The organism is Rahnella sp. ChDrAdgB13, from assembly GCF_017655185.1.
Lineage (GTDB): Bacteria > Pseudomonadota > Gammaproteobacteria > Enterobacterales > Enterobacteriaceae > Rahnella > Rahnella contaminans.
The window spans coordinates 31,147-55,503 of sequence record NZ_JAEMGT010000004.1; the positions used below are offsets into that span (position 1 = coordinate 31,147).

General features: G+C 53.6%; 17 protein-coding genes. 10 read left to right on the forward strand and 7 right to left on the reverse strand.

Annotation, left to right across the window (positions count from 1 at the left end; translation table 11 throughout):
- The first annotated feature begins 142 nt into the window (after positions 1-142).
- Positions 143-778: a carbonic anhydrase gene (locus J8X26_RS02445; RefSeq protein ID WP_152327605.1), complete on the forward strand. Its 636-nt coding sequence runs from the start codon at positions 143-145 to the stop codon at positions 776-778.
- Between the two features lie 192 nt (positions 779-970).
- Positions 971-2,098 (forward strand): GNAT family N-acetyltransferase, encoded by a 1,128-nt coding sequence (locus tag J8X26_RS02450; RefSeq protein ID WP_208950061.1) that lies wholly within the window; start codon positions 971-973, stop codon positions 2,096-2,098.
- A 7-nt stretch (positions 2,099-2,105) separates the two neighbouring features.
- On the opposite strand, the gene J8X26_RS02455 is transcribed toward J8X26_RS02450, so the two are convergent.
- On the reverse strand, positions 2,106-3,938 hold the full coding sequence (locus tag J8X26_RS02455; protein WP_208950062.1) for an ABC transporter ATP-binding protein: 1,833 nt from the start codon (positions 3,936-3,938) through the stop codon (positions 2,106-2,108).
- A 103-nt stretch (positions 3,939-4,041) separates the two neighbouring features.
- Complete coding sequence (locus J8X26_RS02460; RefSeq protein ID WP_208950063.1) at positions 4,042-5,541, reverse strand: MDR family MFS transporter; 1,500 nt, start codon at positions 5,539-5,541, stop codon at positions 4,042-4,044.
- An 84-nt stretch (positions 5,542-5,625) separates the two neighbouring features.
- Here J8X26_RS02460 and J8X26_RS02465 point away from each other — a divergent pair, with 84 nt between their 5' ends.
- On the forward strand, positions 5,626-6,315 hold the full coding sequence (locus J8X26_RS02465) for a TetR/AcrR family transcriptional regulator (RefSeq protein ID WP_152327609.1): 690 nt from the start codon (positions 5,626-5,628) through the stop codon (positions 6,313-6,315).
- 132 nt (positions 6,316-6,447) lie between these two features.
- Positions 6,448-7,647 (forward strand): MFS transporter, encoded by a 1,200-nt coding sequence (locus tag J8X26_RS02470; protein ID WP_208950064.1) that lies wholly within the window; start codon positions 6,448-6,450, stop codon positions 7,645-7,647.
- A 47-nt stretch (positions 7,648-7,694) separates the two neighbouring features.
- Here J8X26_RS02470 and dcp read toward each other — a convergent pair whose 3' ends face one another.
- On the reverse strand, positions 7,695-9,848 hold the full coding sequence (gene dcp, locus J8X26_RS02475; protein ID WP_208950065.1) for a peptidyl-dipeptidase Dcp: 2,154 nt from the start codon (positions 9,846-9,848) through the stop codon (positions 7,695-7,697).
- A gap of 186 nt (positions 9,849-10,034) precedes the next feature.
- Between dcp and J8X26_RS02480 the strand changes: the two genes are divergently transcribed.
- Positions 10,035-10,691 carry a Qnr family pentapeptide repeat protein gene (locus tag J8X26_RS02480; RefSeq protein ID WP_208950066.1) on the forward strand — a complete coding sequence of 219 codons (657 nt, stop codon included), beginning with the start codon at positions 10,035-10,037 and terminating at the stop codon, positions 10,689-10,691.
- A gap of 131 nt (positions 10,692-10,822) precedes the next feature.
- Positions 10,823-12,076 (forward strand): putative hydroxymethylpyrimidine transporter CytX, encoded by a 1,254-nt coding sequence (cytX, locus tag J8X26_RS02485; RefSeq protein WP_208950067.1) that lies wholly within the window; start codon positions 10,823-10,825, stop codon positions 12,074-12,076.
- Positions 12,077-12,135: 59 nt separating this feature from the next.
- Here the strand turns inward: cytX and ygjK are convergent, their stop codons facing one another.
- Complete coding sequence (gene ygjK, locus J8X26_RS02490; RefSeq protein WP_208950068.1) at positions 12,136-14,517, reverse strand: alpha-glucosidase; 2,382 nt, start codon at positions 14,515-14,517, stop codon at positions 12,136-12,138.
- A complete protein-coding gene (gene ygjJ, locus J8X26_RS02495; protein WP_208950069.1) occupies positions 14,517-15,599 on the reverse strand; it encodes a protein YgjJ in 1,083 nt (360 codons plus the stop codon). The genes ygjK and ygjJ overlap by 1 nt, the downstream gene beginning before the upstream one ends.
- Before the next feature lie 221 nt (positions 15,600-15,820).
- On the opposite strand from ygjJ, the gene ebgR reads away from it, so the two are divergent.
- The 4 genes from ebgR to J8X26_RS02515 all read left to right on the forward strand — a co-directional run bounded on the left by ebgR (position 15,821) and on the right by J8X26_RS02515 (position 22,032).
- Positions 15,821-16,801 carry a transcriptional regulator EbgR gene (gene ebgR, locus J8X26_RS02500; protein ID WP_208950070.1) on the forward strand — a complete coding sequence of 327 codons (981 nt, stop codon included), beginning with the start codon at positions 15,821-15,823 and terminating at the stop codon, positions 16,799-16,801.
- A 171-nt stretch (positions 16,802-16,972) separates the two neighbouring features.
- On the forward strand, positions 16,973-20,029 hold the full coding sequence (gene ebgA, locus J8X26_RS02505) for a beta-galactosidase subunit alpha (protein ID WP_208950071.1): 3,057 nt from the start codon (positions 16,973-16,975) through the stop codon (positions 20,027-20,029).
- Positions 20,029-20,481, forward strand: coding sequence for a beta-galactosidase subunit beta (locus tag J8X26_RS02510; protein WP_208950072.1), 453 nt, complete (start codon positions 20,029-20,031; stop codon positions 20,479-20,481). Before ebgA ends, J8X26_RS02510 begins: the two co-directional genes overlap by 1 nt.
- A 51-nt stretch (positions 20,482-20,532) precedes the next feature.
- A complete protein-coding gene (locus J8X26_RS02515) occupies positions 20,533-22,032 on the forward strand; it encodes an amino acid permease (protein WP_208950073.1) in 1,500 nt (499 codons plus the stop codon).
- Positions 22,033-22,100: 68 nt separating this feature from the next.
- On the opposite strand, the gene mqo is transcribed toward J8X26_RS02515, so the two are convergent.
- Together mqo and J8X26_RS02525 are read right to left on the reverse strand one after the other, a co-directional pair.
- A complete protein-coding gene (mqo, locus tag J8X26_RS02520) occupies positions 22,101-23,753 on the reverse strand; it encodes a malate dehydrogenase (quinone) (protein ID WP_208950074.1) in 1,653 nt (550 codons plus the stop codon).
- Positions 23,754-24,087: 334 nt separating this feature from the next.
- Positions 24,088-24,357: type VI immunity family protein (locus tag J8X26_RS02525; protein WP_208950075.1), on the reverse strand; the 270-nt coding region annotated here is incomplete at its 5' end.

A 24,357-nucleotide genomic window follows, 5' to 3' on the forward strand; every position in this document is an offset into this window, starting at 1 on the left:
GTATGAAATTCTTCATTGCTGAAATTTATAATATTTTAGGCAAACTGATTTACCTTATAAAGAGTAGTGATTTTCCGTCTGATTGATCTGCATTTTTTTTCATGGCAGTATCGTTGCGATTGAAATACAGGAAATTCCCCCTATGAAAGACGTAATTGAAGGCTTCCTCAGATTCCAGAAAGAAGCGTTTCCGCAACGCTCTAAGTTATTCAAAGAACTCGCATTAAACCAAAATCCTAAGACTCTGTTTATATCCTGCTCTGACAGCCGGTTAGTGCCGGAATTAGTCACGCAGCGTGAACCGGGCGAACTGTTTGTTATCCGTAATGCCGGTAACATTGTGCCGCCATTCGGGCCGGAACCGGGCGGCGTTTCTGCCACCGTCGAGTACGCCGTAAAGGCGCTGGGCGTAAAAGATATCGTGATCTGCGGGCATTCCAACTGCGGCGCGATGGGCGCGATCGCTAACTGTACCTGCCTGGATCACATGCCAGCGGTAGCTCACTGGCTGCGTTATTCCGATGCGGCAAAAGCCATCAACGAAGCCACTGAACACGCCACACCGGAAGCGCGCGTCAACGGCATGGTGCATCAGAATGTGGTCGCACAGCTGAGCAACCTGCGCACGCATCCTTGCGTGGCGGTGGCATTAGCGAAAGGCGAAGTGACCCTGCACGGCTGGGTTTACGATATTGAATCAGGCTGTATCGAAGCCTTTGATGCGAAGAGCGCCAGCTTTATTTCGCTGTCAGATAATCCGGAAGTCAGAGCCAGTTAATTAATTTTTCGCATACCGGAAAATTAATTATCATCCGGAATATTGTGGGTAATATTCCGGATGATAAATCAAAGCATCACCCCGTTCGTTATTTGAAATAATCCTTTCCAGAGCACTAAATCAGCGCCCGCTAAATCAACACTCATTATAATCTGAACGCGACACCACCTTTTCACCAGAGTGAGAAAACTGATGCCCCTTACGCCGTTAAACCGTCTGGCCGATTTGCCTGCCGCGCAGTGGGATGCTCTGGTGCCAGCGCAACAACCCTTCCTCAGCCATGCGTTTTTATCCACGCTCGAAGACAGTGGCAGCCTGGGGCCAAATTCCGGCTGGCGTGCGGAACATCTTCTGTGGGAGGAAAACGGCAAAATTCTGGCGGCCATTCCCGGCTATCGAAAACGCCATTCTTACGGAGAATACGTGTTTGATCAGGGCTGGGCGGATGCCTGCCAGCGCTCGGGCATTGCGTATTACCCCAAATGGCTGGGCGCCGTGCCGTTCAGCCCGGTGACCGGCGCACGGCTGCTGGGCGATGAGTCTGCTGCGGTCAGCCTGTTACAGGCATTACCGGATTATCTGCAAGAAAACGGCCTGACCGGCGCGCACATCAATTTTACTGACGTGCGCGCTAACCGGTTAATCGGGGCTGAACCCGTCTGGCAACACCGGCAGGGATTGCAATATCACTGGCATAACCGCGGTTATCGCGATTTTCAGGATTACCTCGATGCGCTCACGTCGCGCAAGCGTAAACAGTTTCGCAAAGAACGCGAACAGGTGGCATCACAGGGTATCGAATTTATCTGGAGGGAAGGCGCACAGGTTACTGAAGCGCAGTGGGATTTCGTCTACGCCTGCTACAGCAATACCTATCATATCCGTGGCCAGTCGCCCTACCTGACCCGCGCCTTTTTCAGCCTGCTGGCAGAAAGAATGCCGGAGGCGATCCGCGTGGTGATGGCGCAGCAAAATGGCCGCGACGTGGCGATGGCGTTCAGCTTAATCAGTGGCGATACGTTTTATGGCCGCTACTGGGGCTGTCTGGCGGAGTTCGACCGGCTGCACTTCGAAACCTGTTTCTATCAGGGGATGGAATATGCGATTGCACACGGACTGGCGCGGTTCGATGCGGGCGCGCAGGGCGAACACAAACTGCTGCGCGGGTTTGAGCCGGTGATCACCGACTCATGGCACTATTTACGGCATCCGGGTCTGCGCGACGCCGTCGAAGATTTTCTGGTGGAAGAGCGTGCCGGCGTGCAGCGCTGGGCCGATGAAGCCCGTGAAGTGCTGCCCTACCGGCACGCTCCGTCTTAAAGAAAGATTAATCCATCCCGACAAATCCACCGGTCTGATGCTGCCACAAACGGGCATACAGACCGCCGTGCGCCAGCAGCTCGGCGTGGCTTCCCGTCTCAACAATCTGCCCTTTTTCCAGCACCACCAGACGATCCATTTTGGCAATGGTCGATAACCGGTGCGCAATCGCAATCACCGTTTTACCGTCCATCAGCGTTTCCAGGCTTTCCTGAATCGCCGCTTCCACTTCTGAATCCAGTGCAGAAGTGGCTTCATCCATAATCAGGATCGGCGCATTTTTCAGTAACACGCGGGCAATGGCGATACGCTGACGCTGCCCGCCGGAAAGTTTCACGCCGCGCTCCCCGACGTGCGCATCCAACCCGGTTCGCCCCAGTGAATCATAAAGCTGCGGAATGAATTCATCGGCACGCGCCTGACGTATCGCCAGCTGCAATTCTTCATCCGTCGCGCCCGGTCTGCCGTACAGCAGATTGTCGCGAATCGAACGGTGCAGCAGCGAGGTATCCTGCGTGATCATACCGATTTGCGCGCGCAGACTGCCCTGCGTGACGTCGGCAATATTCTGCTCATCAATTAAAATCCGCCCGCCATCGATGTCGTAAAGCCGGAGCAAGAGGTTCACCAGCGTGGATTTCCCCGCGCCGGAAGGCCCGATCAGGCCGATCTTCTCACCGGGGCGGATCGCCAGATCCAGATCCCGGATCACCGGGCTGCCTTTTCCATAGTTGAAGTTCACGTGATCAAAACGGATCGCACCCCGATCAACTTTCAGCGCCGGAGCCTGCGGCTTATCCGTGACGGTCAGCGGCTGCGCGATGGTGTGCAGGCCATCCTGCACCGTACCGATATTCTCGAAAATGCCGTTCACCACCCACATAATCCAGCCGGACATATTCACGATACGAATCACCAGCCCCGTCGCCAGGGCAATAGCCCCGACGGTGATCAGCGATTGTGTCCACAGCCACAGCGCCAGCCCGGTGCTGGAAACAATCAGCAGACCGTTAAGCGTGGTAATCGCAAATGCCATGCCGGTTAACAGGCGACCAGCCAGCTGGGTTTTAATGGTTTGTTCCGTGATGGCTTCGCGTGCGTACTGCTGCTCCAGATCGGTATGCGCGAACAGTTTGAGCGTCGAAATATTGGTATAGCCGTCCACAATGCAGCCCATCAGTTTCGAACGGGCTTCGGACGATTCAACCGAACGCTGCTTCACGCGCGGAACGAAATACCACAGGCAGATTGCGTAACAGAAAATCCAGATAATCAGCGGGATCATCAGACGCCAGTCGGCTTGCGCAAACAGAAACAATGCGCTGGCAGCGTAAATCACCACGTGCCAGATGGCATCAACCATTTGTACCGCAGAATCGCGCAGCGAACTGCCGGTCTGCATGATGCGCTGGGCAATACGCCCGGCAAAATCGCTCTGGAAAAAGTTGAGGCTCTGTCTGAGGACGTATTTGTGATTCTGCCAGCGGATCATGCTGGTCATGCCGGGCGTCAGCGTCTGATGAACCAGCAAATCATTCAGCCCGAAAAACACCGGCCGCATGATCATCGCCACCGCTGCCATCCACAGCAGTTCGCCCATATGGTCAGAGAAAAAACTGCCCGGCGGTGTGTCTTTGGTGAGATCAATAATCTGGCTGAGATAGCTGAACAGCGACACTTCAATCAGTGACGCCACCAGCCCGACGACCAGCAATACCGCAAAACTCGGCCAGACCTGACGCAGATAATAAAGATAAAAAGGCCAGACTTTACCCGGCGGCTCAGCCCCCGGTGCCTCCCGAAAAATGTCGATCATTCGCTCGAAACGGCGAAAAAGCATAGCATTCCCCCTCTGGAATTTCCCTGGCGACGTCGATCTTTCCCATGCCATTTCAACGCCGTAAAGGGGAAAGCTTAGTGCATTTCACCAATAACGTAGCGGCCTATTTCTTCAGCACCGCATCTTTTTGCAGCAGAGAAAGAATGAACGTCAGCACCATTACGCAGGCGGCAATCAGGTACACCGAGTGCAGCGCCGAGCCGAAAGCCTGCAAATAATCATCGCGGATGGCAGCCGGGAGTTCCTGCACCGCCTGTGCGCCCATCGAACGCGGAAGGACAGTGCCTTCCGGGATCCGCGCTATCAGCTGGTCACGCAGGACGTGGGTGAAAATCGCGCCAAACATCGCCACTCCGATGGAGCCGCCGATTGAACGGAACAGCGTGACGCCGGACGTCGCCACGCCCATCTGCTTCATCGATACCGAGTTTTGTACCGCCAGCACCAGCACCTGCATCACCATCCCAAGACCAAAACCGAGCACGCCGATGTAGAGATACAACATATGCACCGGCGTGCTGACTTTAAGACGGGCCAGTAACAACATGCCGGCGAAACTCAGCAGGGTACCGATAATCGGGAAGATGCGATAACGGCCGATGCGGCTGATCAGTCGTCCGCTGACAATCGAACTGACCAGCAACGCGCCCATCAGCGGCAACAGTTGCATGCCCGCTTCTGACGGTGACGAGCCTTTTACTACCTGCAAATACAGAGGCAGGAAGGTCATCGACCCCATCAGCGACATCCCGATAATAAAGCTGATGGCGCAGCTCAGCAGGAACGTGCGGTCGCGGAATAACCCGAGCGGAATAATCGGTTCTGCGGCCAGCGTTTCTTCATAGATGAATCCACCGAGCGTAACGAGTCCGAACGCCAGAATGCACCACAGCTGCGGATCCGACCACTGATAGACCGTGCCACCTTCGCTGGTGAACAAAATAATGCAGGTCAGCGCCGCCGCCAGATAACCCGCGCCGAGGAAGTCAATTTCATGGCGAATACGCGCGGTCTGCGATTTCAGCGCCACGCCGATGACCAGCAGCGCGAAAATACCCAGCGGCAGGTTGATGTAGAAAATCCAGCGCCACGAAATATGCTCCACCAGAAAACCACCGATCAGCGGTCCGATGACTGTCGCCAGCCCGAATACGCCGCCGAAAAGGCCCTGATATTTCCCGCGTTCTGAAGGCGGGATCACATCGCCGACCGCGGCCATACTGACCACCATCAGCCCGCCGCCGCCCAGTCCCTGCAGCGCGCGCATCAGGATCAGCTGCGTCATGTTCTGCGCCAGTCCGCACAAAACCGACCCGAGCAGGAACACAATAATCGCGGTTTGCAGGACGATTTTGCGGCCAAGCAGATCGCCGAATTTACCGTACAGCGGTACGACAATGGTTGACGCCAGCAGGTAAGACGTCACCACCCACGAAAGCTGATCCAACCCGCCCAGCTCGCTCACAATCGTCGGCAGCGCGGTGGAGACAATCGTCTGGTCGAGCGCGGCCAGCAGCATTACCAGCATCAGTGCGGAGAACAGCAGCTTTATCGACGGCTTCTGTTCTGCGACATCACTCTGCGCTGAATGTATAGTGGTCATGAATAGCTTCCTGACTTGTAATTAATTAACTGTATAATTAATATTGAAGCATCCACCCTATCCGGTCAATGGATCAAACCGCTTATGACAGACAGAAAAATCTCAGAAACGACAGGAACCGCACAAAAGGATCAAACGCCAGCACGCCGTCCGGGCCGCCCGCGCAGCGCCAAAAAAGGTGCGGACAAGCGGGAATTGCTGCTGGATGCCGCTCTGAAACTGTTTGCCCAATACGGTATCGCCGAAACGCCGCTGAGCCAGATTGCCAAAGAAGCAGGCGTGACTACCGCCATGCTGCATTACTATTTTAATACCCGCGAGCAGCTGCTGGACGTCATGATCGACGAACGTTTTCAGCCGGTGCGCGCCGGGTTTACCGATATTTTTGAAACCCACGCCGACGATCCGCTGATGGCGATTACGCACATGGCGCAATGCATGATTGATGCCGCGGAAAAATACCCGTGGGTGGCGCCACTGTGGGTACGTGAAGTGATCAGCGAAAGTGGCATGCTGAAAAAGCGTATGGAAGAACGTAATGGCGACAAAAACCGCAAAGTCGTTCATGAATCGATAACACGCTGGCAGGCAGAAGGACGTCTGAACCCCGACCTGAATCCGGCGCTGCTGTTTATTTCATTGTTCGGCCTGACGCTGTTCCCGATGGCTTCCATGAAAATGAGAAAAGAAGGCGGCTCGCTGATTTCTCCCGACATGCTGCGCCAGCACGTCTCCCTGCTGCTCTTTAACGGGCTGGGGCCGCAGAAGCGCTGAGCGAAATTCTGACCGCGCGGGTGACTCCCGCGCAACTCTCTTTAATCCCTTCTTTTTGTACTGAAAAATATTGTGCAGACTCGACTATCATGTAGCGAAAATGTTGCCGTTACTCAGGGAATGCCGTTAAACATGAAGGGAATGCCGCCGCTGATCCTCGCTCTGCTTGCCAGTTCGTTAGTACTCACTATCGGACGCGGCGTCACGCTGCCTTTTATCACTATTTATCTGACTGAGCACTATCATCTGTTGCCGAAGAGCGTCGGGATTATTCTCGGGGCCAGTCTGGCGATCGGTATTCTCAGCAGTCTCTATGGCGGCTATCTGGTGGATAAATTCAATCACCGGACGCTCATCACCGTTTCCGTCAGCCTGTTTGGTTTGAGCTTTCTGCTGCTGCCGTTTCTGCCCAATGTGACCGGCGTTCTGCTGGTTCTGGCGTTGCTCAATGCCTCTTACGCCCTGCTCAGTATTACGCTCAAAGCCTGTATCGCCAGCTGGTTGCCGGTGGAAAAACGGGTTAAAGCCTTTTCGATGAACTACACGCTGGTGAACGTCGGCTGGGCGGTGGGATCTTCGCTGGGTGTCTGGCTGGCGGGTTTCAGCCCGATGCTGCCGTTCGTGATTTCCGGCATGCTGGCGCTGGGCACCGTGATTTCCCTGACCTGGGGACTGCGCAATATTCCGCACAAACCACCGCAGACCACGCCTGAACAAAAACCGCTGCCCAAACCCAATCTGCGCCAGACACTGAGCATTCTCGCCCACGACCGTCGCCTGATTTACTTCACGCTGGGCAGCACGCTGGGGTCGATAGTGTTCGGGCAGTTCGCCGGTTATCTGTCGCAGTATCTGATTCTGGTTTCCAATCCGGCGTTTGCCTACAAAATTATCGGCGCCGTGATGATCACCAACGCCGTCATCGTGATCGCCTTCCAGTACGTTTTAAGCAGCCGGATGAAACAAAAAAGCCTGCTGAAATGGCTGCTGCTCGGCACTATTTTCTTCATCATCGGCCTGATTGGCTTCATGACGGCCGGGCAATCCGTGCTGTTCTGGATCATCGCGATGGCGATTTTCAGCTTTGGCGAGCTGATCGTTATTCCGGTCGAATACATGTTTATCGACTATATCGCGCCGGAAAACATGAAAGGCAGCTACTACGGCATGCAAAACCTGAGCAATCTTGGCGGCGCCATCAACCCAGTGATGTGCGGATTCCTGCTCAGTTACGCCGCGCCGCCGGTGATGTTTATTGCGCTGATTGCCGCTTCGGCGGGCGGGCTGGTGTTCTTTTGGATGGGCCACCGGCTGGCGTCGCGGATAGCATAAAAAAGCCCTGAACGTTTACACGGTCAGGGCTTTAAGGATCCCGAAACTTACTCTTCCAGCCCGCGGTTTTTCAGCATCGGCTCAATCGACGGTGCTTTGCCACGCCAGGTTTCATAGAGCTTTTCGAGGTCTTCGCTGTTACCGCGCGAGAGGATCTGGTCGCGGAATTTTTGACCATTTTCACGCGTCAGCCCGCCCTGCTCCGTAATGCCCGCAAAGGCATCATCGGCCAGCATTTCTGTCCACAGGTAGGCATAATATCCGGCGGCATAACCATTCCCCCAGATGTGCTGGAAATAGCTGGAACGGTAGCGCGGCGGCACATACGCCAGATTCACTTTGTCTTTCGCCAGCGATTCGGCTTCGAACTTATCCACATCCTGCTGCGGTTCCGTAGCGCTCAGGCTGTGCCAGTGCATGTCCAGAAGTGCAGCGGCCAGCAGCTCGGTCATGTCATAACCTTTATTAAACTTGCTGGCTTTCTCGATTTTGTCCTGCAAAGCCTGCGGCATGACTTCGCCGGTCTGATAATGCTTCGCGAAGTGAGTAAACACTTTCGGGTCACTCGCCCAGTGCTCGTTAAACTGGGACGGGAATTCGACGAAATCGCGCGGCGTTGCGGTGCCTGAAAGGCTCGGATATTGCTGGTCGGCAAACAGCCCGTGCAGCGTATGACCGAACTCGTGGAACATCGTGATCACGTCATCCCACGACAACAACGCCGGTTGCCCCGCCGCCGGTTTCTGGAAGTTAGCGACGTTATAAATCACCGGTTTGGTGCCGAGCAGTTTGGACTGATCGACGAAATTACTCATCCACGCGCCGCCTCCTTTGTTATCACGCTGATAATAATCGGCGTAAAACAGCGCCATCGATTTACCGTCTTTATCGAAGACTTCAAAAACGCGCACATCGGGGTTCCAGACCGGCAGGTCTTTGCGCTCTTTAAACGTGATGCCGTACAGCAGATTCGCGGCATAAAACACGCCGTTTTCCAGCACATTATTTAGCTCGAAATACGGTTTGATCTGCGCGTCATCAAGATCGTATTTCTCTTTGCGTACCTGCTGGGCGTAATGCTGCCAGTCCCAGGCCGCAACGCTGAATCCGCCCTTCTGTTTATCGATTTCTGACTGAATATCTTTCGCCTCACGCTCAGCGCGGGCGGTCGCGGCTGGCACAATTTTGTGCATAAAATCCAGCGCAGCTTGCGGCGTTTTCGCCATCTGGTCTTCCAGCTTCCACGCTGCATAACTCGGGTAGCCCAGCACCTGAGCCTGCTCCGCTCGCACTTTTGCCAGCTTCGCTATCAGTTCGCGGGTGTCGTTGGCATCGCCCTTTTCGGCGCGATTAATGGAAGCTTCATAGAGCGCCTTGCGGGTATCGCGGTTTTCCAGCGACTGCAACAAAGGCTGTTGCGTGGTGTTTTGCAACACCAGCAACCACGCATTATCCAGCTTGCGGTCTTTGGCCGCCTGCGCCGCCGCAGAAAGCTCGGCCTCGCTCAGCCCGGAAAGCTGCGCTTTGTCTTTCACCGTCAGTCCGCCCGCTTTGGTCGCCGCCAGTAATTTATTGGTAAATTGCGTACTGAGCGTCGCCGCCTGCTGGTTCAGCGCTTTGAGTTTGTCTTTACCGGCATCCGAAAGATTCGCACCTGCCAGCTCGAAATCTTTATACGTGACGTCAATCAGACGCTGCGATTCCGCATCCAGTTTCAGCGTATTGCGCTGGTCATACACCGTTTTCAGGCGGGCAAACAATTTGCTGTTGAGGTGAATGCTGTCGTCCATTGCCGCCAGTTTTGGCGACGTATCTTCATCAATTTTTTGCAGCGTATCGTTGGTATTCGCGCCAGTCATCGCGCCGAAAACGCTCTGAACACGCTGCAACGTGCCGCCGGATTTTTCCAGCGCAACATAGGTATTTTCGAATGTCGGCGGTGAAGAGTCGTTGGCAATTTTATCGACTTCAGCCAGTTTCTGGCGGATTCCTTCGAGGATGGCCGGCTCATAATCGCTGTCTTTATAGAGATTAAATTGTGGTGCCTGATATTCCAGCGGGCTGGGTTTCAGAAATGGATTATCTTTACTGATGGCATGATTCATGACGGGCTCCTGCGTGGCGGGCTGCACGCTCTGCGCAGCGCCTGCAAACTGGCTCATGGCCAGACTGGTTGCCAAAAAGAGGTAGGACAAACGCATTTCAGTCTTCCTTATCTGATTAAGAGAAATTGCTCCGTTAAGCCATTGAGAATAGACCCCGGTCGCCGATCCGGCAAAAGAAGTGCGTAAGGAAATCGTGTGATGACAAGGGGTTTCAATATTTTCAGGGGAATTTTTCTGTCAGGATATTGCCCTTCGCAGCACGTAAAAAGGCAGGAAAACATCATGATTAAAGACCAGACTTTCACCGGCCAGCGTTTTGGTGTGAAACAATTCACCGGCGAAGCGCTGGAAAACTGCCGCTTTTACTGCTGCCTTTTCGACAGCTGCGATTTATCAGAAACCGCTTTTACTGACTGTCTGTTTTACGATGACGACGAACAAACCGGCTGTTCGTTCCAGCACGCAAAATTACAGGACGCCAGTTTTAAACACTGCGATCTGACAATGGCTGATTTCAAAAATATTCAGGCACTCGGCCTGGAGATCCGCGAAAGCAAAGCCACAGGCGCAGATTTCAGCGGTGCCAGCTTTATGAATATGATCACCTCACGCACCTGGTTTTGCAGCGCGTTCATGACCAAAAATAACTTCAGCTACGCCAACTTCAGCAAAGTCATTCTGGAGAAATGCGAGCTGTGGGAAAACCGCTGGACCGGCGCAAATGTGCAGGGCGCAAACTTCAGCGGCTCCGACCTTTCCGGCGGCGAATTCACCGAGTTCGACTGGAATAATGTGAACATCACCCACTGCGACCTGACAAACTCTGATCTGGGCGAATTAAACCTCCGTAAAGTTGACGTCGACGGCGTGAAAATCGATGACTGGCAGCAAAGTCATTTGCTGGAGAAATTAGGCGTGATTGTGATTCATTCGACGTGAGAGTATTCCAAGTGACAGGGATTGAAATACGCATTATGGAAACCGAAAAGTGCGCTTCTCGCCCGTGCGTCATCAGGATTTCACCGCAATATGCTATAACAGGCATTCGCATTAGCCACTAAATTAACCTCATGAAAGATAATAGTATTTACTCTCCTCAGGCGTCTGTGCCGGAAAAGTCACGGGTTCTGGGCTGGTCCGATTTATTCTCACTGTGGTTCTCGCTTGGTATGGGTCTGATGGTATTGCAGGCCGGTGCGATTCTGGCACCCGGCCTCGGGCTGGCAGGATCGCTGGCAGCGATTGTGCTGGGTTCTGCCGTTGGCGTCGCGCTGCTGGCGCTGGTCGGGGTGACTGGCGGTCAGACGGGCATGTCATCTATGGCGTCGCTGAAACTGAGCCTTGGCAAACGCGGCGTTGCGTTGCCGGTGCTGTTCAATCTGATCCAGCTGATCGGCTGGGGCGCGTTCGAAATCGTCGTCATGCGCGATGCGGCCACTCTTCTGGCAAAACGGGCGTGGGGCGATGGCGGTTTGTGGGCCAATCCGACACTCTGGACATTTATCTTTGGCGCAATCGCCACGCTGCTGGCGGCAAGCGGGCCTCTTGCATTTATCCGCGTGGTGCTGCGCCGCTGGGGTATCTGGTTGTTACTGGCGAGCTGCGCGTGGCTGACCGGTTATCTGTTCCTGCATGCGGATTTATCATTGTTGTGGCATAAGGCAGGGGATGGTTCAATGCCGTTCGCGCTGGCATGCGATATCGTGGTGTCGATGGCGTTTTCATGGCTGCCGCTGGTGTCGGATTACACCCGTTTCGGGAAATCTGCACGACAGAATTTCTGGGGAACCGCCTGTGGATATTTTCTCGGCAGCGTCTGGATGATGTCGCTCGGCGTCGCGTATACGCTGGCGTTTGTCAGCACATCGACCGATGCCAATGCGCTGCTGCTGGCACTTTCTGGCGTTGCGCTGGGTATTCCCCTGCTGCTCATTCTGGTGGATGAGCATGAAAATGCCTTTGCCGATATTCACTCGGCGGCGGTTTCTGCGGGTACTTCCGTACCCGTCGGAATCGGTAAGCTGACGCTTGGCATCGGCCTGTTGTGTACGCTGATTGCCTGGTCGGTGCCGCTGACGCAATACGAAAACTTCCTGCTGCTGATCGGTTCGGTCTTTGCGCCGTTGTTCGGCGTGGTGCTGACACATCATTTTGTTCTGCGCCGTCAGACCAAAGAAAACCTGAACCTGCGTTCTGTCGCGGCCTGGTTTACGGGTATCGCGGTCTATCATCTGATGGCCAATCTGCTGCCTGACGTGGGGGCGACTATTCCGTCGCTGCTGGTGGCAGGGCTGGTGTGCTGGGGATTGGGGCGTAAAAGCTGAACTAAGAAAACCGCCCCTGAGGGCGGTTTTTTTGTGCCTGAAATTCAGCCCTTACTCACTCATTTCCTCTGCCCGAAAAAATCGTTGTACAGCATATAAAGATGCGCTGCGCTCCATGAGAAGTTGGGTGCACCCTGCTGCTGGCCGTTAAGCGGATTGTAGTTTTCGCGGATCGGGCCGTCAGTCATCAGCCCGTCGGCGTGATCGAAAAAGGCCTGCGCCATGGTAATGGCGTCATTGCGATAGCCGTATTGCTCCATGCCTTTCAGACCGAAATACAGCTGGTCAACCCAGACGCGGCCGCGCCAGTAAATATCAGCGCCGAACGCAGGATTAGTCAGTGCGGCGGTGCCGAGCGGCACATAGGTGTTAAATTCGCGCACATCTTTCATCACTTTCACCACGGCGTCGGCGTGTGCCTGCGTCGCCGCGCCGTTAAACAACGGTGACCAGCCTTCAGGCCCTTTACCGCGTTCGGCGATGGGTTTGCCGGCACAGCCGTTGGACAGCGGCTTGTCTTCAATCCGGATGTCGTAAAAGAAGCCGCTGCGGTCATCGAACATGCAGGTATTTATGTAATCCGCCAGTTTGCTGGCTTTTGTGCGGAAGTCTTGAGCGTCGGTTTTCTTACCCAGGATGTCAGCCATTTCAGCCAGGTACTTGTTGTCGCTGAACATGTAGCTGGCTTCATCGACCGACTCTTGCAGCAGGGAATATCCCAGCAACGTTCCGTCATCAGAACGATTTTCGGCGAATTTGACCTGCCAGTCCTGCTTTTTACCGCCATTTTTAATGTATTTCGCCAGCTGATCCGCATCGATAAAACCGAAAGCCGCCGCATCGTCACGGCCTGACTCCCAGGAAGCGGCAACCTGCGCGGGGATTTCGATACTGTCGTATGTGCCGGATTTCACCACGCGGTCGTAGTTTTCCAGGCCGGATTCGGTCTGCTCTTTCTGCCCTTCCCTGACGGTAAACAGCATTTTCCCGTCAGCGGTATTGTGCGCTTTATCGCGCGTTGCGCCGTATTCCGGCACGCCGTTGTGGTTGTGATCGCGGTTGCGCAGCCACCAGTCGTGATAAGCGACCAGTTTCGGGTACATTTCTGCCAGCCACTGTTTATCGCCGGTCGTTTTATAGACCTCCATCACCGACCATGCCGCCAGACTCGGCTTGGTGTTGCGCTCATTCCAGTTGGTACCGTCGCCGCCACGTTCGGGGCCCGGGTTGTAGGCAATCAGGTCAGGCACAAAACCGGCATCCCACGGACGAACCGGGTCGCCGGGCTGGATCTGAAAGGCAAACACCGCACGAATATTGTTTTTCGCCACCTCAGGATTGAAATGCGCCATCGCATACGCCTGTTTCCAGGTATCCCACGGCCAGGTCTGATTACCGGAGAACCAGCGCCCCGTGACCGAAGGCGTCACGGAATCAAATTTCATCGCACCCGCCGCACCGCGCCAGTTGCCGTTCAGGGTTTCGATCGCTTTCACCGCCACGCGCTCCTGCGCCGCCGTCGCGTGAGGATTGGTCAGCCCTTTATTGAGATAACCTTCCCAGCGCTTCTCCGAGGCAGCAAGATAGGTTTGCGGATGTGCCAGAATGTCGGCGATTTTCGGCTGTTCCCGCTGTACTTCGGCGGCAGTCAGCAAATGCGAATAGGTGGTGTAAATCGTGGTGGAACCGGCGATTTTGGCCTTCGCGGTAAACTGATGGCCTTGCGCGATAGTCTGCGCCGGCAGCGATTTATGGATCTGATATTCCGACTCACCGGACGTCATCAGGCTGGAAGCCGCACGCACCTTGCCGAACGTCACTTTCAGGCCATCGGCGGTCGGGATGATTTTTCGGGTATACCCCGGGTACTCCTGTTCGATGGTTTTATCCGACTGCGGTTTTCCTTCCTGAGCATGAAGTTTTTCCAGCAGCTCGCCATCCCAGACCAGCTCCAGCGGCGTTTCGGTGGTGATTTTGGTTTCCAGCAGCGAGGTGCGGTTAGTGACAAACCGCAGCGTCAGAACGACATGGATTCCGGGCGCGGTCAGCGTCTGAATTAATGCGCCGGGAATGCTGTAAGCGGTCATGCTCAGCGCGACTTTTTTGCCGTCTTTTAAGAGTGTCAGGCGGTCAAAATTATCCGCCATAAAGTTGATGTACTCTTCCGTCAGCAGCGCCGGACCGGGGAATCCGCCAGCCGCTTCCGCGCTGGCCGGTAATAAATGCCCGTGCCACGCACCGTCATCAAATAAAGGATTAAAACGCTGATGCTCGTCGAAATCATAATCGAGCATATATTGCGGCGCACCGGTGCGGTTAATCACATTTTTATATTCACCGGCGCGCAGGGTATTCGCGTTTTCGGCCAAAACGTTGCCGGAAATAAATAATGTTGCGGCAATAAATAAAGCAACAGGTTTAAGCTTGCTGACGGTTTTCATTATGATTTTCCCCAATAGAAATATTGCATCAGAAATATGGAATTGCTGGCACCGGTATTGTCGTTGCTCATATAGAATTTACTGTCCAGCGCCGTGGCGAACCGGCCACCGTAATATTCGTACCAGATACCGGCTTGTGCATAGGATGTCGTGGTGTCCGATGCGTTATCTAAATGGTGTTCGGCGTAACTGTAGGCGGTGGAGAAATAGAGGCCGGATACCGCTTCAACCATGGCGCTGACCATCGCGCCCGATTCGCTCCCCGGATGATTGCCGTCGCCTTTTCCGGTGTGATGCCAGACGCGCCCGGCCAGGTTTTTGCCCTGCAATCCGGCGAGGAATAATTGCCCGGTGCCGTCGGTAAGTTCGAGGCCGTTGAGCAGCGTCAGCCCTTCCGTCAGGTCATATTGCGTATAGCCATTGACCATCGCGCGGTATGTGTATTTATCTGAATAGCGGTCATATTTTCCGAAATGCAGCAACGCGGTACTTTCATTAACGCGGCTTTCCGGGGCGGCAGTCACGCTGTAGCGGAATTTTCCGGTGAGATTCTGGATTTTTGCCGCCTGCGTCAAATCGCGCGTATTGGGGATCACGTAACCGTATTCCGGCGTGAAATCGCCCCACCATTGCAGGTCGTCCAGCGAAGAATCGTTGCGCATACTGAGGATCATTTCGGTGCCGTTATCCGTGCGGTAACCGCCATAAAAACGGTTCAGACCGCCTTCAAATCCGCCCCAGCTTTGGTCCGGCACCCAGGCGTTTCCGTGATGATCGGCCTGCACCGTCCAGCCTTCGCCATAAATAAGCCCGAACCAGTTGCCGTGTTTTATTTCCAGACCGCCTTCGATATAGGTGCCGTCGCTGTATTTATGCTGGTCTTTACCGTTCAAATATACGCTGCCACCGCCGCCCATTTCGCCATAAAATCGGTAGGCAGTGTTATTGGCGCTTTGTGGCGTTATTTCCGGTGGCGATAAAACATTATGTTCAGCGGGCACGACAGATTCCTGCGCCCATGAACTCATTGGCGAGGCGAATAATAAAATCATGAACATTTTGTGGAATGATATTTTCTTCATGGTATGCGCTTCACTTAAGGTGAGTATTTAGAATTCAGAGGAACTGAGCTAAAAAGTAAAAACGCAGTCTAGTAAATATTTTACTAAATTATACTTAAATATCGGTAAAGCGTTAACCCTGTCACATTGAGATTTTGGGGGCTTACGCATCCGGGGCTGGTGTACATAAGCCGCTGATCACATTAAGCTACGGCTTTGGTTTACCTGATTATGAGACGCTGATGGCTACTTTGAAGGAAATCGCTGAGGCCGCGAACGTATCCGTTGCGACGGTTTCACGTGTGCTAAATGACGACCCGAGCCTGAGCGTGAAAGCGCAAACCCGGCAGAAGATTTTAGAAGCGGCAGAACGCCTGGAATATAAACTGTCGCCGTCCAAACGTAACGCCACGCACCGGATGACCTTCGCCGCGCTTTTCACCTACCGGCAGGGGCTGGAAATCGACGATCCTTACTACCTTTCCATGCGCTATGGCATTGAAACACAGTGCGAAAAACTCGGCATCACCCTGATTTCCGGCTATGACTTCACCGGCGATAAACCACTGCCTGCCGCCGACGGTTTTCTGGTTATCGGCCAGCCGCAAACGGCGCTGCACACCCAGCTCAGTCAGCAATCCAGCCCGGTGGTTTTCATTGATGGCGTGATGGAAGACGCACAGTTTGACTGCGTGAACGTCGATCTCTTTAAGATCAGCCAGAAAGTGATCGACTTCTTTATTGACCAGGGCTATTCACGGATCGGTTTTATCGGCGGGCGCGATCTCCCGGAATTTGCCGACCAGCGGGAACAGGCTTTTGTAGAATATGGCCGCCTGAAAAACGTCGTGCAGCCGCAGGATATTTACTACGGCGATTTCACCAGCCAGTCCGGCTACCAGTGCGCGAAGAAAATGTTGCAGGAGAATACGCCGTTTCCTCCGGCGCTGCTGATCGCCACAGACACCATAGCGTTGGGCGTTACCCGCGCGCTGCTGGAACACGGCGTGAAAATCCCGCAGCAAATCGCGCTGATCAGCGTCAACGACATCCCGACCGCGCGTTTTGTTTTTCCTTCTTTATCAACGGTTCGTATTCATTCCGAAACTATGGGCGCGCAGGCCGTTAACCTGCTGACCGAACGTCTGCGTGATGAACGCAACGTCCCGCTTGCCGTGTTTGTGCCCAGCTCTCTCCAGCTGCGCGACACCACCCGTCGCTAGAGTCCCCGGCCTTAAAAAGGATCATCAGTCGCAGTGAAAATTAACTGCATGATCCTTCTGCGTATTTTTTAATTTTTGTGATCCTCTGAACAATTGGTAAATGTTTTTAGTTATTTTTACTAAATATTTACTATCTTATTTCCCATAGAAACACGTCTCAGGAGAGTTCACGTGAATAATTGGGAAAACATCGACAAGCAGTCGGAAAACCGTTTACCGCCGCGTGCCAGCTTTTTCAGCTATGAAAATGCGCAGCAGGCACTGAGCTTTGACCGCGCGGCCAGTCAGCATTTTCAGTTGCTCAGCGGCCGCTGGCAGTTTCGTTATTTTGAGCACCCGGCTTTAGTCCCGGACGAATTTTATAATCAACCGATGGCAGAATGGGGCGATATCACCGTCCCCGGCATGTGGCAGATGGAAGGCCACGGCCAGTTGCAATACACCGATGAGGGTTTCCCCTTCCCAATCAACATTCCTTTTGTTCCAACCAATAACCCGACCGGCGCATACCAGCGGAAATTTCATCTCGATGCTGCGTGGGAAAATGCGCAAACCCTCATAAAATTCGACGGCGTCGAAACCTACTTTGAAGTGTATGTGAACGGCCATTACGTTGGGTTCAGCAAAGGCAGCCGCCTGTGCGCGGAGTTTGATATCAGCGCTTTTGTGCAGGGGGGCGAAAACCTGTTGTCGGTGCGCGTGTTGCAGTGGGCGGATTCGACCTATATCGAAGATCAGGATATGTGGTGGATGGCCGGGATTTTCCGCGATGTGTATCTGACTGGCCGGGATCCTGTTCATCTCAACGATTTCACCGTGGTGACAGCGTTTGACGAGAACTACTGCGACGCCGTGCTTAACATTGATGCCGTTCTGTGTAATTTGCACGAGCCAGTCAGGGGCTATCGTCTGCACGCGCAGTTATTCGACGATGGCATCTGTGTGGCACAATTGTCAGCAGATAACCTGACTATTGGCGATCAAACGCGCTGTCGCCTGGACATTCCTGTCAGCCAGCCACGCCAGTGGAGCGCCGAACATCCTGCGTTATATCAGCTGCTTTTGACGCTGTACGACGAGGCGGGTCAGGTGATTTCCGTGGTGCCGCAGCGCGTGGGTTTTCGGGATATCTGCGTGCGTGACGGGCTGTTTTACGTCAACGGGCGCTACCTCAAACTGCACGGCGTAAACCGTCACGATCACGATCATCGCAAAGGCCGCGCGGTCGATATGGCGCGGGTTGAGCGCGATATCATCCTGATGAAACAACACAACATTAATTCGGTACGCACCGCGCATTACCCGAACGACCCGCGCTTTTATGAACTGTGCGACATCTACGGTTTATTCGTGATGGCCGAAACCGATCTGGAAAGCCACGGTTTCGCAAACGTCGGCGATCTGAGCCGCATTACCGACGATTCGCGCTGGGAACACGCCTATGTGGAACGTATCGGGCGTCACGTGATGGCGCAGAAAAATCACCCGTCCATCATTATATGGTCGCTCGGCAACGAATCCGGCTATGGCTGTAACATCCGCGCGATGGCTGCGCGCTGCAAAGCCCTTGATCCGACCCGTCTGGTTCACTACGAAGAAGACCGTGACGCAGAAGTGACCGACGTCATCAGCACCATGTATTCCCGTGTGCAAATGATGAATGCATTCGGCGAATACCCGCACGCCAAACCGCGCATCCTCTGTGAATACGCCCACGCAATGGGCAACGGCCCCGGCGGATTAGCGGAATATCAGGCCGTCATGAACCGCCATGCCAGCCTTCAGGGGCATTACATCTGGGAATGGTGCGATCATGGCCTGCTGGAAACCGGTGAAAACGGTCAGTCGCGTTACGCCTACGGCGGCGATTACGGCGATTATCCGAACAACTACAACTTCTGCATGGACGGCCTGATTTATCCGGATCAGACTCCCGGCCCCGGCCTGCGCGAATACAAACAGGTGTTGTGCCCGGTGGAAATCAGCCACGCCGGCAATACGCTGCGGATCAAAAACCGTTACTGGTTCAGTTCACTGGAAGACATCACGCTGACGCTCACCGTGCAGGTAGCAGGTCGCTGTCTGGAAGACCATCAAATCGCCCTGCCGCATCTGCAATCCGGCGAAAGCGAAACGGTTCCGCTGCCGGAATTCACCGACAACGGGCAGGAAACCTTCCTGAATATCCGCATCAGCAAAAACAGCCCGACCGCTTACAGCGAAGCGAATCATCCGCTCGGCCATTACCAGGTGCTGTTGCAGGCAGCTCAGCCGCTGGAAACTTTGCCTGACCTTAAAGCCACCGGAGCGCTGGTCTGCGACGAGCAAAAACATCAGTTGATCGTTCGCGGCGAAAACTTCCGTCTCGAATTTTCCCGTCTCGACGGCGAACTGAAATCCTGGCAGGCGGACGGCGTTGAGATCACCGGCCGCGCGCCGAAACTCAATTTCTTCAAGCCGGTTATCGACAACCATAAACAGGAGTTCGAGGGCCTGTGGCAGCCCAACCATCTGCAAATCATGCAGCAACATTTCCGCTCACTGAGCTGGAAAAATCAAAATAGCGACGTAGTAATTGAAGTTCACAGCATCATTGCACCGCCGGTCTTTGATTTCGGGATGCGCTGCGTTTACCGCTGGCAGATAACGCCTCAGGGCGCGGTGAGCCTCGATTTATCCGGCACACCCTACGGTCATTTCGATGCAATTATCCCGAAGATCGGCCTCGATTTTGGCGTCAGCCGCCGCTTCACGCAGGTGGAATATTACGGGCGCGGACCGGGTGAAAACTATCCGGACAGCCGCCAGGCCAACCTGATCGGCCATTATCAGCAGCCGGTCAGCCGCTTATTTGAAAATTATCCGATGCCGCAGGACAACGGTAACCGGCAGGACATCCGCTGGCTGAGCCTTCGCGATGACGCGGGAAAAGGGATTTTCATTCAGCCACGCCAGCCGCTCAATTTCAGCCTGTGGCCGTACAGTTCGCAGATGCTGCAACAGGCGCAGCACATCGACGAACTCACGCAGGACAGCTGCCTGACGCTCAATCTCGATCACCAGATTATGGGGCTCGGCTCGAACTCGTGGGGCTCGGAAGTGCTCGATTCCTACCGCGTGTATTTCACGGCATTTCGCTACGGCTTCACGATGCTGCCATTCCGCCAGCAGGACAACGACAGCCTGAGTCTCGCGCAATTCAGCATCCAGCCGCAGGAGGCAAACTGATGATTATTCTCGGGTCTTTGGCTGAATTTCAGCAGCTTTATCATACAGGGAAAAAATGGCAGCGCTGCATGGAAGCCATTAATAATATTGAAAAAATCCACTCCGGCGTCTTTCACTCCATCGGGGATTCGCTGGTGTACCGGTTAGCGTCCGGCGCAGAGTTTCAGCGTGAAGAATTCGAAGGTCACCGCCGGTATTTCGACGTGCATTACTACCTCGAAGGCGCAGAAGAAATCGAGTTTGCTGCCAAATCTGCCCTGCATTGCATTTCGCCTTATGACGATGAAACGGATCGCGAATTTTTTAGCGGTCAGGGTGAAACGGTAAAGGTGAATAAAGGCCGCGTGGTCATTTTTGAAAACCACGAAGCCTGCCGGTTCAGGCCGGAAAAAGACGTCAAAAAAGTCATATTAAAAGTGACCGTCGAAGAGAGTTATTTCGTTAATAAATAATAAAAAAACAAGAACCACTTACCCTACAAACATCGCAGTTGGAGAGTATTTATGGCCGGGTCCAGTCGAAATACCATAGGCAAATTTGGATTATTATCCATGACATTTGCCGCCGTGTTTAGCTTCAATAACGTCATCAACAATAACATCCAGTTAGGCATCGCCTCCGCTCCGGTATTTCTGGTGGCGACGATCATTTACTTTATTCCGTTCTGTCTGATCATCGCCGAGTTTGTCTCGCTGAATAAAAACTCGGAAGCTGGAGTTTACGCCTGGGTAAAAAGCGCACTCGGCGGACGCTGGGCATTTATGACCGCGTACACATACTGGTTCGTGAATTTGTTCTTCTTCACGGCATTACTTCCGCGCGTCATTGCCTATGCGTCGTACGCTTTTTTAGGGCACGACTATATTTTCACGCCAATCACTACGGCGATTATCAGCATCTGTCTGTTCGCCTTCTCGACTTTAATTTCCAACAGCGGCGCGAAATTACTCGGTCCGATGACGTCGGTAACATCCACATTAATGTTGCTGCTGACGTTCTCTTATATTGTGCTGGCAGGCGCGGCATTAATGGGCGGCGTGGAACCGGCGAATCCGATTAACGTGGAGGCCATGACGCCGCACTTTAACTGGGCATTCTTAGGCATTATCGCGTGGATATTCCAGGCGGCAGGCGGAGCAGAATCCGTGGCGGTTTATGTGAATGACGTCAAAGGCGGCAGCCGGTCGTTTGTGAAAGTCATTATCATTTCCGGGCTGGTGATTGGCGTGCTTTATTCCATCGCGTCATTGTTGATTAACGTTTTTGTGGCACAGTCCGCACTGCATTTCACCGGCGGTACGGTACAGGTTTTTGAAGGATTATCGGCGCACTTTGGTTTACCGGCCGTCCTGATGAACCGTTTTGTCGGCGTGGTTTCTTTCACCGCCATGTTTGGATCACTGCTGATGTGGACGGCCGCGCCGGTGAAAATCTTCTTTACTGAAATTCCTAAGGGGATTTTTGGCGAGAAAACCATTCGTCTGAATAAACATGGCGTTCCGACACGTGCGGCGTGGATCCAGTTCCTTATTGTTATCCCGCTGATGTTAATTCCAACATTAGGTTCCGACAGCGTGCAGGATTTAATGAATACGCTGATTAACATGACCGCCGCCGCGTCAATGCTGCCACCGCTGTTTATTATGCTGGCATACCTGAACCTGCGCCTGAAATACGACAGCGTTGAGCGCGATTTTAAGATGGGTTCCAGAATGCAGGGGATCACTATTGTCAGTACGCTGATTGTGATTTTCACCGTCGGGTTTATCGCCTCAACCTTCCCGACCGGCGCCAGCATTATCACCATTGTATTTTATAACGTCGGCGGACTGGTGCTGTTCCTTGGCTACGCGTGGTGGAAATATAATAAATATTCTAAAGGACTGGACGATAAAACCCGATATCACGAAGACACGCCGCTGGCGAGAATAGTGCTGGAATCACAGAACGAAACGGCGCGTGTGAAAGCAGCAAATATCGCAAAACCATTGTCCGGCATGTAGATCGGAATTATGGGCATAAAAAAAACCGCCTGTGAAAAAGGCGGTTTTTGTTTTTCTGAAATCCGAACTTACAGTGCGATATCCGCAGGCTTTTTCGGTTCTTCTTTGGCTTCGGCTTCAAGCGGGCGCAACTGAATCACTTCGGCAACCGGCGTCGTTTTCATTGACGGGGTTTCCAGTTCGAGAATGCGGCTGGCTTCCAGCAGCTCTTTCTCGGTCGCTTCCACGTTACCATTCAGTTTTGTGCCGTAGGATGGAATGATTTCGCGGAATTTCGCCTGCCATTCAGCACTGGCGGCCCGCTCTTTGAAGACCGTTTCCAGCAATTTCATCATGATAGGCGCTGCCGTGGACGCGCCCGGAGAGGCTCCCAGCAATGCCGCAATACTGCCGTCTTTCGCACTGACCACTTCCGTGCCCAGACGCAAAACGCCGCCGTGCTTGCCATCTTTTTTGATGACCTGCACACGTTGTCCGGCGACCCAGCGTTTCCAGTCTTTCTGCTCGGCCTGCGGGAAGAATTCCTTCAGTGCGGCATGACGGTCTTCATCACTGAGCATCACCTGCCCGACCAGATATTTTACCAGGTCGAAGTTGCCCATGCCCACGTGAGTCATCGGCAACAGGTTGGAACTGTTCACACTGCCGAACAGATCCCACAGGGAGCCGTTTTTCAGGAACTTGCTGGAGAAGGTAGCAAACGGCCCGAACAGCAGAACCTGTTTGCCATCGATAATGCGGGTGTCGAGATGCGGAACGGACATCGGCGGCGCGCCCACGGCGGCTTTGCCGTAAACCTTAGCCAGATGACGTTTCACAACGTCCTGATTTTCAGTCACCAGGAATTCACCGCCGACCGGGAAACCGCCGTATTCACGCGCTTCCGGGATGCCGGATTTTTGCAGCAATGTCAGCGATGCACCACCCGCGCCGATGAAAACGAATTTCGCATTCACGACGTGGTGTTTGTGACTGTGCTTCAGATCGGTAATGGTGACGCGCCAGGTCTTGTCACGGTTGCGCTGGATATCGCGCACTTCCTGACCGTTTGCCAGCGTGAAGTTGGATTTTTTCTGTAACGCGTCCACCAGCTGACGGGTCACTTCACCGAAGTTAACGTCCGTGCCTGCCGTGGTGCGTGTCGCAGCGACTTTCTGATTCGGGTCACGGCCATCCATTACGGCCGGGATCCACTGTTTGATTTGTTCCGGGTCTTCCGAATATTCCATCCCGCGGAACAGGGTGCTTTGCTGAAGCGCAGCGAAGCGTTTGCGCAGGAAATCGATGTTTTCATCGCCCCAGACAAAGCTCATGTGCGGCACGCTGTTGATGAATGAGCGCGGGTTATTCAGCACGCCTTTCTGAACCTGATACGCCATGAACTGACGGGAAACCTGGAAGGCTTCGTTGATCGCCACGGCTTTCGTGATATCGACAGAGCCGTCGGGCATCACCGGGGTGTAATTCATTTCTGCCAGCGCCGCATGACCGGTGCCCGCATTGTTCCAGCCGTTGGAGCTTTCCTGTGCCACGCTATCCATGCGTTCGATCATGTGGATCGACCAGTCCGGCTCGAGTTCCTGGAGATACGTCCCCAGCGTTGCACTCATAATTCCGCCGCCGACCAGCAATACATCAACGGATTTTTCGTCTTCTGCGGCCGCAGGCTCGCTGGCACCCAGTGAGTCACGGTTGAGAAGCATACCAAGTATCTTTCTCATGACGTCTGTTTCTCTAAATGTTCAGTTCTGTTTTGTTAAGACTATCGAACAAGAAATTAGCAAAAAAACACGCGGGATCGTTACTGAAACTTCATTTTTTCAAATGATGGCTACGAATATAACATTATCACTACAAAATTTAAAAAAGGATTTAACGTTTCAAAAAAACGGTAGCTGATGATGTGATCTCCCTCACAGCCCGCAGCCTGACGGGGTTTTTTAGGCGTTTGAAAGAGTTTTAAGGCGGATGTGAGCCGTACAAAGAATGCGCTATTCGTGCTAAATCGGGTTTTTGAGGGAGGGCAGACAGAGGGGGAATAAAAAAAGCAGTCTTTCAACTGCCTCCGGCATTTGTCTTATCAGTGAAGGCAGTGATGCGCTCGGGTTCTGACTCAGGTGGAACGGATGAAGGATTCGTACCGGGTAAATCGACGTCAAAACGTTTAAGCCATTGTGCCGTGGAATTCCGGTCGAAACGGATTTCACCGGCGATTGAGCCGTATCCCAGACTACCAATTTCGGGGGCTCTTACAGGTTTGAGTGCGTTATTCACTTTGACATAAAGCTCAGGGTACGGATTATCTTTCACCCAGCCCAGTTCTGG